The organism is Auraticoccus monumenti (genome assembly GCF_900101785.1).
Classification (GTDB): Bacteria; Actinomycetota; Actinomycetes; order Propionibacteriales; family Propionibacteriaceae; genus Auraticoccus; species Auraticoccus monumenti.
Genome location: NZ_LT629688.1, coordinates 2,905,248 through 2,918,832, shown reverse-complemented (window position 1 = coordinate 2,918,832; position 13,585 = coordinate 2,905,248). Strand labels below are relative to the sequence as shown.

The 13,585-nt window shown below is 73.5% G+C and carries 8 protein-coding genes; 2 read left to right on the top strand and 6 right to left on the bottom strand.

Going from position 1 to position 13,585, the window contains the following annotated elements; all coding sequences use genetic code 11:
- Positions 1-89: 89 nt before the first annotated feature.
- A complete protein-coding gene (locus BLT52_RS13490; protein WP_090594292.1) occupies positions 90-1,892 on the bottom strand; it encodes an ABC transporter ATP-binding protein in 1,803 nt (600 codons plus the stop codon).
- Entirely contained in the window at positions 1,889-3,772 is a 1,884-nt protein-coding gene (locus tag BLT52_RS13485) for an ATP-binding cassette domain-containing protein (protein ID WP_231946315.1), read from the bottom strand. Before BLT52_RS13485 ends, BLT52_RS13490 begins: the two co-directional genes overlap by 4 nt.
- Before the next feature lie 235 nt (positions 3,773-4,007).
- Here BLT52_RS13485 and BLT52_RS13480 point away from each other — a divergent pair, with 235 nt between their 5' ends.
- Both BLT52_RS13480 and BLT52_RS13475 read left to right on the top strand, forming a co-directional pair.
- A complete protein-coding gene (locus BLT52_RS13480; RefSeq protein WP_269457557.1) occupies positions 4,008-5,108 on the top strand; it encodes an NADH:flavin oxidoreductase/NADH oxidase in 1,101 nt (366 codons plus the stop codon).
- Positions 5,109-5,358: 250 nt separating this feature from the next.
- Positions 5,359-6,516 carry an AI-2E family transporter gene (locus tag BLT52_RS13475; protein WP_090594287.1) on the top strand — a complete coding sequence of 386 codons (1,158 nt, stop codon included), beginning with the start codon at positions 5,359-5,361 and terminating at the stop codon, positions 6,514-6,516.
- A gap of 72 nt (positions 6,517-6,588) precedes the next feature.
- Here BLT52_RS13475 and BLT52_RS13470 read toward each other — a convergent pair whose 3' ends face one another.
- The 4 genes from BLT52_RS13470 to BLT52_RS13455 all read right to left on the bottom strand — a co-directional run bounded on the left by BLT52_RS13470 (position 6,589) and on the right by BLT52_RS13455 (position 13,567).
- The gene (locus BLT52_RS13470) at positions 6,589-8,961 is read right to left on the bottom strand and encodes a glycoside hydrolase family 3 N-terminal domain-containing protein (protein WP_090594286.1); all 2,373 of its coding nucleotides are present in this window, start codon (positions 8,959-8,961) and stop codon (positions 6,589-6,591) included.
- Positions 8,958-11,105: a beta-galactosidase gene (locus BLT52_RS13465; protein ID WP_090594284.1), complete on the bottom strand. Its 2,148-nt coding sequence runs from the start codon at positions 11,103-11,105 to the stop codon at positions 8,958-8,960. Before BLT52_RS13465 ends, BLT52_RS13470 begins: the two co-directional genes overlap by 4 nt.
- A complete protein-coding gene (locus BLT52_RS21065; protein ID WP_172804042.1) occupies positions 11,102-11,791 on the bottom strand; it encodes a DUF624 domain-containing protein in 690 nt (229 codons plus the stop codon). The genes BLT52_RS13465 and BLT52_RS21065 overlap by 4 nt, the downstream gene beginning before the upstream one ends.
- A 138-nt stretch (positions 11,792-11,929) precedes the next feature.
- Positions 11,930-13,567 (bottom strand): ABC transporter substrate-binding protein, encoded by a 1,638-nt coding sequence (locus BLT52_RS13455; protein ID WP_090594281.1) that lies wholly within the window; start codon positions 13,565-13,567, stop codon positions 11,930-11,932.
- Positions 13,568-13,585 lie beyond the last annotated feature (18 nt).

Here is a 13,585-nt window from a genome sequence, read left to right as displayed (position 1 = left end):
TCTTGAGAATCCAGGTTCTTGCGTTTCCGGGGCCTGGTCGGGGCTGGCAGCCGCTCCTGCGGAGACGTCGAGCCGGCCTAACCCGAGGATCACCGGTAGGCATGGGCCTGGAGCTCGAACAGCTCGGCGTAGCGTCCACCCGCGGCCAGCAGCTCGGCGTGGGTGCCCTGCTCCAGGACCCGGCCCTCACCCACCACGACGATCAGGTCGGCCAGCCGCACGGTGGAGAACCGGTGGGACACCAGCACGGTGATGCCCCCGGTCTCGGCGGCCACCCGCGCGGCCGCGCTGGCGTACTGCTCGTAGATGGCGTGCTCGGCCTCGGGGTCGAGCGCCGCGGTCGGCTCGTCGAGCAGCATCAGCAGCGGCCGGGTCCGCATGAAGGCGCGCGACAGGGCGAGCCGCTGCCACTGCCCGCCCGACAGCCCGACCCCGTCCTCGTAGCCGGCGCCGAGCTGGGTGTCGAAGGTCTGCGGCAGCGAGGTGATCAGGTCCTGCGCCTGACCGGCGGTCGACGCGGCGCTCACCCGGGACCGGTCGTCGAGGTGCGGCAGGTCACCGACGCCGACGGCGTGACCGGCGGTGAGCTCCCACCGGGCGAAGTCCTGGAACCCGGCCGACGTCCGCGCCCGCCACAGCCGCGGGTCCAGCTCGGTGAGCGGGGTGCCGTCGACCAGGACCTGCCCGGACGTCGGGTCGTACAGTCGCGCCAGCAGCTTGACCAGCGTCGACTTGCCGGCCCCGTTGTCGCCGACCAGCGCCACCGTGCTGCCCGCGGGCAGCACCAGGTCGACCCCGTGCAGGGCCCGGTGCCGGGAGCCCTCCGCCGAACCGTTCGTGGTGGTCGAGGGGTAGTCGAAGCCGACCCCGCGCAGCTCGATGCCCCGGCTCAGCCGCTCCGGCGGAGCCGTCCGGCTCTCGTCCCAGGAGTGGTCTGCGGCGTACTCCCGCAACCAGAAGTAGCGCTCGAAGGTGTCCCACACCTCGGCGATGACGCGGGAGCTGGAGATCAGCAGACCGGCGGTCGCCGCGACCTGCGGGGCGATCAGCACCACGAGGACCAGGTCCCCCACCGACGACGTCCCGGCCAGCAGCCGCGAGACCACCCAGACGACGCCGACGGCGTAGCCGAGCAGGAACACCAGCCAGGCCAGCGCGGTCCGCCCGGCCCACCTCAGGGTCGCCCGGCGGTAGCGCCAGTACCGCAGCATCATCGTCGCGCTCGCCACCCGCAGCAGGGTCGGGGCCAGGCCGAAGCAGCGCACCTCCAGCCCGGGGCCCGGGTCGGCGAGGGTGTCCAGGGTCGCGGTCCCCAGCCGACGCAGGTGCTCGTGGCTGTTGATCAGGGTGCGCTGGGCCTGCTTGCCGCGCGCGTCGACCACGGCCACCACCGCGGCCAGCGGCAGCAGCAGGACCAGCAGCGGGTGCACCGAGGCCAGCAGCACCACCACGGTGACCACCGAGGTGACCGCCGAGACCGCCCCCAGCAGCTGCCAGATCGCGCCCAGCCGCCGCCGTTGCTGCTCCAGCAGCGAGATCCGGTCGGCGAGCTCACGGTCCTCGTGGTGGGCCAGCGACGGGATCGCGGTGGTGAGCCGCAGCAGGTCCCGCTCCACGTAGAGGAAGATCCGCTCGGCCAGGGTGTCGCCCAGCGGGGTGGTGAGGCTGCGGGCCAGCAGCGTGACGGTCAGGCTGGCCACCAGCAGCACCACCCCGGCCGTGGGGTCGCCGCCCCCGGTCATGGCGTCGACGACCCACTTGATGCCCAGGGTGGCCAGCGGGCCGAACGCCGCGTTCGCCATCACGGCTGCGCCCATCAGGACCGTCAGGCCGGGGGTGGCGCGGAAGGCGGTGGTCAGCCACAGACCCAGGACCCGCGAGCCGCGCCTCACGAGGGCTCCCCCGTCGCCTCGGCGTACCGGGCGGCCTGCAGGCTGAAGAGACCGCGGTACACCCCGTCGGGATCGGTCATCAGCTCGTCGTGGCTCCCCGACTCCACGATCCGTCCCCGGTCCAGCACGTGGATGTGGTCGACCGGGCGGACCACCGAGAACCGGTGGGAGATGATCAGCGACGTGGTCGCCCGGGCCACGTCGAGGTAGCCGGCCACCAGGCGGCTCTCGGACTCGACGTCCAGCGCGGCGGCCGGCTCGTCCAGGACCAGGACGCGCGCTCCGGCGTCCACCGCGCGCAGTGCCCGGGCCAGCCCGACGCGCTGCCACTCCCCACCGCTGAGGTCGGTCCCGCCGGGCATGGTCTTGTCCAGCGGGGTGGCCCAGCGCCGGTCCAGACCGGCCACCAGGTCGGTGATGCCGGCGCGATCGGCGGCCCGGTCCAGGGCCGCGTGGTCGGGGTAGTGGTCGGTCTCGATGATCCCCGACCAGATCCGACCTGACCCCAGCTCGACGTTGTCGCCGATGCTCAGCGGCAGCCGGAGGAACTCCTGGCTGATCGGGGCGATCCGTCGCTGCCAGGCGGCGCGTCCCTCCTCGTCGAGGTCGGCCAGGTCCTCACCGTCGACCAGGACCCGACCCGAGGTCGGCAGGTAGGCGGCGGCGAGCAGCTTCACCAGCGTCGACTTGCCCGCGCCGTTCACCCCCACCAGGGCGCTCGCCGCCCCGGCCGGCAGCACCAGGTCCACGCCCTCGAGCACCGGGGTCGACTGCCCCGGGTAGGAGAAGCCGACGTCGTCGAACACGATCTCCGGCGGTTCCCCGCCGGGCGGGGCGACGGCGAGCCCCTGCGCGATGGTGGCGACCAGGTCCTGCTCCGAGTCCGCCCGCGGGTTGACCGCGATCCGGGCGGAGACCGCGGTGAACTCCTCGGGAGCGGCCACCTCGTCCAGGGTCCGGGTCGCCGCCGCGGCCCGGGACACCAGGGCGGTCGACGACAGGTCCACCCGCATCAGCGCCACCACCAGGGGCAGGGCCGCGGCGACCTGCGCCAGCTCCAGGCGACCGGTCCCGTAGGCACCCACCGCCCACGTGACCACGACCAGGACGGCCACCGACTGGGCCAGGGCCCAGCCGAGACCGAGGCCGGCCGCGGCGCGACGGCGACGCCAGAACGGGTGGTAGGTCGCGGCGTTGTGGTGCTCCATCCGCTCCAGCAGCAGGTCGGTCAGCCCGAAGACCCGGATCTCCTTGGCCCCCTTGCCCATCCCCTGGGCGAAGGCGGACGCCGCGTGCTTCTGGTGCTCACCCCGGCGCGCGAACACCCCCATCTGACTCACCCCGCTGCGCCGGGCGTGCTCGGCGGCCACCAGCACGGGCGCGACGAGGACCAGCGGCGCCCACCAGGTCAGCACGACCCCCAGCGAGATCGCCCCACCGACCAGGATCACCAGCTGGGTCGGGATCAGCGTGAACAGCGTCAGGTGGGCGTACCCCAGCTCCCAGGCGCGGGCGCGGACCACCTGGATCGCCCGCGACGCCTCCGGGTCCTCCAGCCGGGTCAGCCCGGGCCGGCTCGACTGGGTCCAGCCGATCCGCAGGTCGACGGCGTGGCGGACCAGGCCCTCGCTGATGCCGGCCGCGGCGTCGCCGAGCGTGCTGGCGAGGCTGGAGACGACCAGCGCGGACAGCAGCCCCGCCAGGGTGAGGACGAAGGTGGCCGTGACGCCCCGCCCGAGCAGGGACGGCACCTGCCCGACAGCCTGACCGGTGAGCAGCGGGATGACGAACCCGCACACCCCGGCGAGGAGGCTGAGCACCAGCATCGCCGCCGTGGGGCCCGGTGCGGCGCGCCAACCGACCCCGGCCAACGCCCTCATCGGAGGGCTTCCTGTCTCGCTCGGGTCATCGTGTCCGCTCGTCGTCGAGGTTCCCGATCATCGTCGGGCAGATTCCCCCTTGTCCACCGGCTATCCGCCCCACGGCGCTGGCACCGGGGACGCCGGAGGTGGCGGCGTGCGCGTCCCCCAGGGACGTGGTGCTCCCCGCCCTGCTGTGACGCAGCAGACGCGGCCCGACGGAATCCCCACCGCGACCGGCCGGTTGCTGCCGGGCGTGAGCGCACTCTTCGAGCCCCTGACCCTCCGCGACCTGACCGTCCGCAACCGCATCTGGCTGGCCCCGATGTGCCAGTACTCGGTCGAGGCCGAGGACGGCGTCCCCACCGACTGGCACCTGGTCCACCTGGGCGCCCGCGCCACCGGCGGCTTCGGGCTGATCCTGACCGAGGCCACCGCCGTCACCCCCGCGGGCCGGATCAGCCCCCAGGACACCGGGCTCTGGGACGACACCCAGCGCGACGCCTGGCGCCGCGTCGTCGACTTCGTGCACGACCAGGGCGCGGCGATCGGCGTCCAGCTGGCCCACGCCGGGCGCAAGGCCTCCACCTACCGCGGCTTCCCCGGTGAGCCCACCGGCACCGTCCCGGTCGCCCTCGGCGGCTGGTCCACCGTCTCCGCCACCGACGAGGCCTTCCCCGGCTACGACGCCCCGCGGGCCCTGACCACCGACGAGGTGGCCGGCGTGGTCGGCGCCTTCGCCGACGCCGCGCGGCGCGCCGACGAGGCCGGCTTCGACACCGTCGAGGTGCACGCCGCCCACGGCTACCTGCTGCACCAGTTCCTCAGCCCGCTCTCCAACCGGCGCACCGACCGCTACGGGGGCGACTTCGAGGGTCGCACCCGGCTCCTGCTGGAGGTCGTCGACGCGGTCCGCGAGGTGTGGCCGACCGGCAAGCCGGTGCTGGTCCGGCTCTCGGCCACCGACTGGACCGACGGCGCCTGGGACGTCGAGCAGACCGCACGGGTGTCGGCGCTGCTGCGCCAGCACGGGGTCGACCTGGTCGACGTGTCCAGCGGCGGCAACGTGCTGGCCGAGATCCCGGTCGGTCCCGGCTACCAGGTGCCCTTCGCCCGGGAGGTCCGCGAGGACGCCGGCGTGGCTACCGGGGCGGTCGGCCTGATCACCTCTCCCACCTCCGCCGAGGAGGTGCTGACCTCCGGGGACGCCGACGTGGTGCTGCTCGCCCGCGCGGCGCTGCGCGAGCCGGCCTGGCCGCTGCGGGCGGCCGCCGAGCTGGGCGTGGACTGGCGCGAGGCCGGCTACCCCGCCCCCTACGCCCGCGGGCACTGGGAGTCCGTGCCGGTCCGCAGCTGACCGGCGTCGGGGGCACGTCCCCCGCCGACCCGGACGCCGAGGCGGCGGGCCCCTGACGGGCCGGCGGACGACGACGGCGAGGTCGTCCGAGCCCGCCCGTGACCGGTGAACCGCCACGCGTGGACTGGATCCGCGTCCGCTGGGTACTGGCGCCCGTGGTGACCCGGTGTCGTCGACGAGGCTCGTCGGCGCAGCACCGGGCGGGTGGCCGGTACGGTTGCCGCGACCGACGAGCAGATGGAGAGAGCCGATGAGTGGCAAGACCGTGGAGGTCCAGGACACCCCGGACCCGTTGCCCCTGGCGGGGCAGCGACCGGGACCGCCGTTCTTCGGCATCCTGCTGCTGGCCGGGCTGATCGTGATCGGCGCCGGCGCCCAGGCGACCGCCAGCCTGATCGCGCCGGTGTTCCTGGTGATCACCCTGGTCATCACGGTGGCCCCGCTGCGCACCTGGCTGGTGCAGCGCGGGCTCCCCGGTTGGGCCGCCGGGGTCGCGGTGCTGCTCACCATCTACGCCCTGCTCGCGCTGATCCTGGGCTCGGTGGTCTTCGCCCTGGTGCGGCTGGTGGGCCAGCTGGACGACTACGCCGCGGCCCTGCAGCGGCTGCTGGTCTACGCCTCCGACCTGGGCGCGCGCTTCGGGTTCGACCGTCAGCGCATCCAGGACCTGGCCTCCACGGTCCAGCCCAGCAGCCTGGCCGGGCCGGCGCAGGCCCTGCTCAGCGGGGTCAGCGGCGGGCTGACGCTGCTGCTGCTCATCGTCACGGTGACCGTGTTCCTGGCCTTCGAGACCTCCACCATCAAGGAGCGGCTGGCCGTCATCGGCGAGAGCCGGCCCCACATCGCCCAGGGCTTCCGCAACTTCGGCGAGCGGGTGCGCAAGTACTGGCTGGTCACCACCGTCTTCGGGCTGATCGTCGCCGCCCTGGACGTGATCGGGCTGCTGATCATCGGGGTCCCGCTGTACTTCACCTGGGGCGTGCTGGCCTTCGTGACCAACTACATCCCCAACGTCGGCTTCCTGCTCGGGCTGGTGCCCCCGGCCCTGATCGCCCTGCTGGACGGCGGCGTGGGCACCGCGATCGCGGTGGTGGTGGTCTACACGGTGATTAACGTGGTGGTGCAGACCATCATCCAGCCGAGGTTCACCGGTGACGCCGTGGGCATCAGCGCCACCGTGGCCTTCGTCTCGCTGATCTTCTGGACCTACGTGCTCGGCACCCTCGGCGCCCTGCTGGCCATCCCCTGCACGCTGTTCGTGAAGTCGATGCTGCTGGACAACTCGGTGCCGGCCAGCTGGGTCAACGCCCTGATCAGCTCCGCGCCGAAGAAGGAACGCGTGGACACGGTCAAGGCCACCGGCGGTGGCACCGCGGACGGGGAGCTCGCCGCGGAGCAGCCTGGCTGACCCTCCGCCGCTCGGGCGACGCACCACGGCCCCGCCCCCCACGTCCGGGGGCGGGGCCGTGGCGTGTCCAGCTCAGCCGCCCGGGTGGACCGTGACGTCGGTGTGCAGCACCCGGTCGGGCCCGGTGGTGCGCACCGGACCCTCGAGCACCAACGTGGCCGTGCCCGCCAGGTCGGCCACGGAGCGTCCGACCGAGAGCATCAGCTCCCCGGGCTCCACCACCCGGTCCCCGGCCAGGCCGACGAAGGAGAACCGGTCGGTGTGGACGTCGAAGACCACCTCGGCGGAGGCCCCCGGGTCGAGCTCGACGCGGGCGAAGCCGAGCAGCTGCTGCACCGGCCGGGTGACCTGGGCCACCGGGTCGTCGACGTAGAGCTGGACCACCTCCACCCCCCGACGTCCTCCGGTGTTGGTCACCCGGGTCCGGACGACCGCCCGGCCGTCGGTGCCGACCCGCTCCTGCTCCAGCACCGGTGGCGCCACCTCGGACGTCGTGTAGGAGAGCCCGTGACCGAAGGGGAAGGCCGGGGCGATCGACAGGCTGCTGATCCGGTCCCCGTCCTGACCCAGCGGCGGGGCCAGGTAGGTGTGCGGCAGCGCGTCCCCGCTGCGCGGCACCTGCACCGGCAGCCGTCCGCTGACCTCCACCGCGCCGGTCAGCACCCGGGCCAGGGCCGGCGCCCCCTCCACCCCGAGGAAGAAGGCCTGCACCAGCGCCGCACCGCGGCCGGTGAGCCGGCCGAGGGCGTAGGGACGTCCCGACAGCACCACCAGCACCACGGGGGTCCCGGTGGCCAGCACCGCCTCGACCAGCTCGAGCTGGTGACCGGGCAGGTCCAGGTCGGGGGCGTCGGAGCCCTCGCCGGACGTCCCGGCGCCGAACATGCCGGCCCGGTCCCCCACCAGCAGCACCGCCACGTCGGCGGAGGCGGCCAGCTCGGCGGCCTCGGCCACCATCGCCGGGTCGGCCCCGGTCAGCGGCGACCCCTGGTGCGCCAGCACCTCCCAGCCGGGCAGCGCCTCGGCGAAGGCCTCCTCGGGCAGCACCCGCTCCAGCCCGGTGCCGAGCTCGGGGTGGCGGCCCAGCACGTGCACGGGGTAGGAGTAGGCGCCCATCCAGCAGCCGTGGTCGACCACCGCCGGCCCGATCAGGGCCAGCCGCCGCGCCCCGCCCTCCAGGGGCAGCAGGTGCTGCTCGTCCTCCAGCAGCACCACGGACTCCTCGGCCAGCCGGCGGGCCAGCGCACGGTTGCCGGGACCGTCCAGGTCCACCGGCTCCGGGTCCGGGGAGGACCAGCCGGCGTCCAGCAGCCCGAGCTCGACCTTCTGCTGCAGCACCCGGCGCACCGCGGTGTCGACGTCGGCCGCGGTCCGGGCGGGGTCGGGGTCGTCGACGTCGAGGACGGCGTAGCCGGCGATGTCGGGCAGCTCGACGTCGATGCCGGCGTGCAGGGCGGTGCGGGCGGCCTCCGGCAGGCTCGCCGCGACCCGGTGCTTGGCGGCCAGGAAGGCCACCGCCCAGTAGTCGGAGACGACGGTGCCGGTGAAGCCCCACTGGTCGCGGAGCAGCTCGGTGAGCAGCCAGCGGTCGGCGGCGGCCGGGACGCGGTCGAGCTCGGTGTAGCTGTTCATCACGCTGCGCGCGCCGACCCGCAGGGCCATCTCGAACGGCGGCAGCACCAGGTCGGCGAGCTCGCGGCGCCCCATCGAGACCGGCGCGTGGTTGCGTCCGCCGCGGGAGGTGGCGTGCCCCGCGAAGTGCTTCAGGGTGGCCACCACCCCGGCCCGCTCGAGCCCGGCCACGTAGGCGGCGGCCATGGTGCCTACCAGGTAGGGGTCCTCACCGAGGGTCTCCTCGACCCGGCCCCAGCGGTAGTCGGTGACCACGTCCAGCACCGGTGACAGACCCTGGTGGACGCCGACCGCGGCCAGGTCCTGCCCGATCGCCCCGGCCATCTCCCCCACCAGGTCGGTGTCGAAGGTGGCCGCCCAGGCCAGCGCGGTCGGGTAGACCGTGGCGCCGAGGGTGGTGAAACCGGTCAGGCACTCCTCGTGGGCGATCGCCGGGACCGCCAGCCGGGTCTCCTGCTGGAGCACCCGCTGGGCCTCGGCGAGGGTGCTCATCCCCTGCTCCGCGGGCACCGGCGCGGCACCGAAGACCCGGGTGAGGTGGCCGATGCCGTGCGCCACCACGGTGCGGTAGTCGGGCCGGCCGCCGGAGAGGACGTCCTGCATCGGGGCGATGATCTGGTCGGAGTCGCGCTCGTCGGCCCAGTAGCTGCCCAGCTGGGCCGCCTTCTCCGCCGGGGTCATCACCGCCAGCAGGGCCTCCACCCGCTCGGGCACCGGACGTCCCGGGTCGGTCCACACCGCACGGGCTGCGGTCAGCGCCTCGTCGGTCGGTCCTGCCTCGTGCTCGCTCCCACCTGGCACCTGCTCGCTCATCGGGTCTCCTCGCTCAGCATCGTGTCGTCACCCACGACGGTCACAGTGCCACCCCGGCCGACGGCGTCCTCCCCGGGCCCCGAGCCCGGCCGGGGGTCCTCACGCAGCACCACGACTCCGGCGGGGCCGAGGCGGAGCGGCTGCCCGGCCTCGACCCGGTCCCCCGTGAGCAGGTCGGTGCCGCCGGTGTGCGCCGGGACCTCGAGCGGCCGCCCGGAGTGGTTGAGCAGGAAGGACGTCCGTTCCCCGTCGCGCTCGCGGACGGCGTGCTCCAGGTCGGGGACGTCGGCGTAGGGGCCGATCAGGCCGTGGCGCTCCAGCACCGCCCGGACCACGGTGGCCATCCCGTCCGGCGACAGCGCCGTGCCGACGTACCAGGCCTCTCCCCCACTGAGTCCGTCGGATGAGTCGGGGTGGCGGCGTCGGGTGACGGCGGGGCGTCCGGCGTAGAAGTCCTCGGTGTAGCGCCCCACCACCTCCGCGCCCTCCTCCACCAGCAGCTCGAAGACCAGCTCCGCGTCGGGGCGGGACCCGTCCAGGCCGTCCAGGGCCACTGGGTTGGTGACCCCGGGTGGCTGGGAGTCGGTCTCCTCCACCCGGACGCCGAGCAGACCGGCCAGCGGTCCGGGCACGTCGGTGAGGAAGGCGTTGGTGTCCTCGTCCACGCGGCCGGACCAGAAGCCGGTCAGCACGCTCCCACCGCGGGCGACCACCTGCTCCAGCCGATCGGCGACGTCGCCCTTGACGACGTGCAGCAGCGGGGCCACGACCACGTCGTAGCCGCTGAGGTCGGCGTCCACGGCGACGACGTCGAGGTCGACCCCGGCCTGCCACAGCTCGCGGTGGTGGTCCATCACCACCTGCGGGTAGCGGACGTGGCGGTTCAGCCCGTCGGTGATCTCGGCGGCCCACCAGCTGTCCCAGTCGAACAGCAGCGCCACCCGGGCGGGGGTGCGGGCGCCGAGCACCGCGTCCCCCAGCCGCCGCAGCTCCGCGCCGAGGGCCGCCACCTCCCGGAAGGAGCGGGTGTCGGTGCGCCCGGCGTGGTCGAGCACCGCCCCGTGGTACTTCTCGCACGCCCCGCGGGACTGCCGGACCTGGAAGTAGAGGACGGCGTCGGCCCCGTGCGCCACGGCCTGCCAGCTCCACAGCCGCAGCACGCCGGGCCGCTTCAGCGGGTTGACGTCGCGGCTGGCCGTGGTGGTGGGGGTCTGCTCCATCACCCAGAAGGGGGCGCCCTGCTTCAGCCCCCTCATCAGGTCGTGGGTGAGGGCCATCCGGGCGTGGCTGACGTCGTCGGGCGGGTAGTTGTCCCAGGAGGCGAGGTCCAGGTGCTCGGCCCAGCGGTGGTAGTCGATCGGGCGGTACATGCCCATGAAGTTGGTGGTCACCGGGGTGCTCGGGTCGTGCTGGCGGATCGCGGTCTTCTCGTCCACGAAGCTGGCCAGCATCGCCTCGGAGGTGAAGCGGAGGTAGTCCAGCGTGGTGCCCTGGAAGGCGGTGTGGTTCGGGCCGCGCCAGTGCTCGCTGAGGGCGTTGGGCACCACCACCTGCTCCCAGTCGGTGTAGGTGTGGGACCAGAACGTGGTGTTCCAGGCCTCGTTCAGCCGGTCCAGGGTGGTGTAGCGCTGCTGGAGCCAGACCCGGAAGGCCGCCTCGCAGTGCCCGCAGTAGCAGGCGCCCCCGTACTCGTTGCCGACGTGCCAGGCCACCAGGCCGGGGTGACCGGCGTAGCGCTCGGCGAGGCGGCCGGCCAGGGCGGCGGACAGCCGGCGGAACACCGGGGAGCTGGGGCAGGCGTTGTGCCGCTGCCCGTAGACGTGGCGCCGACCCTCGAAGTCGGTGCGGTTGACCTCCGGGTGGGCGTGCGCCAGCCACGGCGGCAGGGCCCCGGTGGCGGTGGCCATCACGACGTGCCGACCGGTGGCACCGACGTGGGCCACGATCTCGTCCAGCAGGCCGAAGTCGTAGACGTCCTCGGCCGGCTGCAGCAGGGCCCAGTCGAAGACGCCGAGGGTGACGGTGTCCATCGCGGCGAGGTCGAGGGCGCGGGCGTCCTCGTCCCAGACCTCCCGCGGCCACTGCTCGGGGTTGTAGTCGCCGCCGTAGCGGATCTGGCTGGCCGACGGCTGGGCGCTGGTCATCGGAGGAGCTCCTCGGAGATGGCGGTGACGACGGGGCGGGAGAGGCGGTCCAGCAGCAGCGCCCCGGGGACGACGAGCAGGGCCAGCACCCAGTCCGAGCCGAGCACCAGCACGCCGACCGCGCAGACCAGCAGGGCCAGCGCGCCCAGGCTGGGACCGGGTCGGCGCAGGTGGTGCAGGGCCAGCCGCAGCGTGTCCCGGCCGCGGACCGTGAACGCCGAGGAGATCACCAGGGCGTGGGCGCCCACCACCCCCAGCAGCGCGAGCAGCACCAGGGTGGCTCCCTGGAGCACCGGCACCGCCGGCCCGGGGACCACCAGGTGCAGGTGGGCGAGGTCCAGGCCGAGCACCGTGCCCACCGCCAGGACCGGCAGCCACCAGCCGAGGACGTATCGGGTCCCGGTCCGGTAGCCGTGCCAGAAGTGGCGGGCCGGCTGCAGGTCGTCCTCGGCGGTGCTGGACCGCCAGGCGTGGAGGGCGGCGCTGAGGGCCGGTGCCGTCGGCACCAGACCCAGGGCCAGCACCGGCAGGTTGGAGGCGTCGGCCACCAGCAGGGCGATCAGCACCAGCCCGGGGGCGGAGGCGAGCAGCCACAGCAGCTGGCAGACCAGCAGCCGGTAGACCGCCGCGGAGCCGCGGGACAGGAACCCGGGGCCGACCTCACCGACGGGGGTGGCTGTGCTCACGTCTCCTCCTCTCCTGCTGCGTCCACCGGTGCGCGGGGACGGCGTCGTGCCGACCGCCCGACGGGCCCAGGGGCTGGGGTCCCGGGAGTGGGAGGACCTGGTCAGCCGCTGGGCCCGTCGGGCGCCGTGGGGTGCGGGTCAGCCGTTCTCGGCGGCGAAGCGCTGCTGGGCCTCGTTGACCGTCTCGATGTAGGTGCTCGCGCCCTTGGCCTCGGCCTCGGCGACGTAGGCGTCCCACTCCTCCAGGTCCCGCTGGCCCAGGACGAACTGCAGCGTCGCCTGGGTGACGAAGTCGGTCAGCGGGGTCTCCACCAGGGTGGCCTGCTCGCGCTCGACGTCGGTCAGCGGGGCCGGGGGCGGCAGCGGGAGCTCCTGCTTCTGCTTCATCAGCGCCTGGAACTCCTTCTCCTCCTCGCTGAAGGTCGACTCCAGCAGCTCGGTCGTGCCGCCGTAGGCGAACACGCCGCCGGCGAACCCGAAGTCCTTCTGCAGGTGCTTGGGGGCGTCGGGGTTCATCCCGACGTAGTCGATGTCGTCGGCCAGGGTCCAGGTGCTGCCGTCCTTGGTGTAGGTGGTGCCCTCCACCCCCCACTTGACCAGCTCCAGGCCCTCGTCGGAGTACCACAGCCAGTCCACGAACTGCATCAGGGCCACGAAGTCGTCCCGCTCGAGGGCCTCGCTGCTGATCATCAGGCCGTTCTCCAGCCGGGTGGTGCCGGGCACCACCGAGCCCGCCGGACCCGCCGGCAGCGGCAGCTTGGCCACGCTCGCGCCGGGCACGTTGTCCTCCAGCGCCGGGCGGTAGTCGTTGACCACGGTCTGGGCGTTGGTGGAGATGGCGAAGGAGTCACCGGAGACGAACTTCTGGATCGCGGAGTCGTCGTCCTGGGTGAAGCTCTCCGGGTCCAGCAGACCCTCCTCCACCAGGGAGTGCATGTAGGTGACGAACTCCTTGTACTCCGGGGAGGTGCCGGTGAAGGTGTAGGCCCCGGCGGCCTCGTCCCACTGCTCGTTGTCGTAGCCCCATCCGGCCGAGGTGCCGTAGGTCATGGCCACGATGTTCATCAGGGCCCCGGCCGGGGCGGAGTCGTTGAAGCGGTCCGACATCGGGTACTCGTCCGGGTTCTCGGCCTTGACCGCGCGCAGCACCTCGCGGAAGTCCTCCCAGGTCTCCGGCGTCTGGAGACCGAGGTCCTCCATCACGTCGGTCCGGACGGCCACGGTGTAGTCCTGCCAGGCCTCCTCGTGCAGGCCGGGCAGGACGTAGAACTCCCCGTCGGCCTGGCGCAGCTGGTCCAGGTCGGCCTCCATGCCCCAGTCGGCCACCTTCTGCTGGAAGTGCGGCATCAGGTCCAGGTACTGGCTGACCGGCAGCACCGCGCCGGAGGAGACGAAGGCCGTCTCCTCCCCGGGGTAGGTCTTGGAGATGATCAGCGGGGCCTCGCCGGAGCCGATCAGCAGGCTGCGCTTCTGGGAGTAGTCGCTCATCGGGACGACGGTGTTCTCGAACGTCACGCCGGTTCGCTCGGTGATCTCCTGCCAGAGGAGCCAGTCCTCCTTCAGCGGGTAGTTCGGGTGGTCGCTGTAGAGCAGCGGGAAGGTGAGCGGCTCGGTGGCGGTGAACTGGGTCCCGGCGGTGTAGTCGGCCATCGCGCCGACCTGCTTGTCACCGAGCTCGACGGGTTCCTCGGTGCTCTCCCCGCCGCAGGCGGCGAGGGAGGCGGTCAGGGCCAGGGCGGCTCCGACCGCCACCGTCCTGCGCAGTGCTGATCTCATGGGTGTTCCTTCCGACGG

Bases quoted from the DNA above. Each gene is read 5' to 3' on its own strand.
- BLT52_RS13485 (WP_231946315.1), bottom strand. From the start codon at position 3,772: ATGAGGGCGTTGGCCGGGGTCGGTTGGCGCGCCGCACCGGGCCCCACG.
- BLT52_RS13475 (WP_090594287.1), top strand. From the start codon at position 5,359: ATGAGTGGCAAGACCGTGGAGGTCCAGGACACCCCGGACCCGTTGCCC.
- BLT52_RS13470 (WP_090594286.1), bottom strand. From the start codon at position 8,961: ATGAGCGAGCAGGTGCCAGGTGGGAGCGAGCACGAGGCAGGACCGACC.
- BLT52_RS13465 (WP_090594284.1), bottom strand. From the start codon at position 11,105: ATGACCAGCGCCCAGCCGTCGGCCAGCCAGATCCGCTACGGCGGCGAC.
- BLT52_RS13455 (WP_090594281.1), bottom strand. From the start codon at position 13,567: ATGAGATCAGCACTGCGCAGGACGGTGGCGGTCGGAGCCGCCCTGGCC.